This is a genomic window from Micromonospora sp. NBS 11-29, assembly GCF_002140155.1.
Classification (GTDB): Bacteria; Actinomycetota; Actinomycetes; order Mycobacteriales; family Micromonosporaceae; genus Micromonospora.
Window position 1 is genome coordinate 7,445 of sequence record NZ_NAPR01000019.1, and the last position, 599, is coordinate 8,043.

The following is a 599-nucleotide window of genomic DNA, read 5'->3' on the forward strand; positions in this document are numbered from 1 at the left end:
CGTGCTCGCCCCGAAGGCCACGGCCGCGTGGTGGTTGCACGAGGCGACCCGGGGCCTCGACCTGGATCTGTTCGTGTTGTTCTCGTCCGTCGCGGGTGTGCTCGGCTCACCCGGTCAGGCCGCGTACGCCGCCGCGAACGCGACGCTCGACGCGTTGGCGGCGTACCGCCGGCAGGACGGGCTGCCGGCGGTGTCCCTGGCCTGGGGCATGTGGGACACCGACGGGATGGCCGCGTCCCAGTCCGACGTCGACCGGGCCCGCTCCAGCCGCTCCGGTCTCGCCGCCATGAGCCCGCGGGTGGGCCTGGAACTGTTAGACGCCGCGCTGACCGCCGGACGGGCCACGCTCGTGCCGGCCGTCATCGACGTGCCCGCGATGCGCACCCAGATCGTCGGCGGCCGGGTACCGTCCCTGCTGCGGGTGCTGCTCGGCCCGGTCACCACCCGCCGCCAGGCCGGCCGGGGCAACTGGGCGGACCGACTCGCCGGGCTCGACCCGCAGGAGGCCCGGGACCAGGTCGACGCGCTGATCCGCGGCCTCGTCGCGCAGGTGCTCGGGCACGGCGGCGCGGACGCGGTGCCCGCCGACCGGGCGTTCC

The 599-nt window shown here is 76.3% G+C and carries 1 protein-coding gene; it reads left to right on the top strand.

Features of this window, described 5'->3' with window-relative positions:
• A partial coding sequence (locus tag B1205_RS32175; RefSeq protein WP_176308743.1) for a beta-ketoacyl reductase occupies nucleotides 1-599 on the top strand: 599 nt, incomplete at both ends.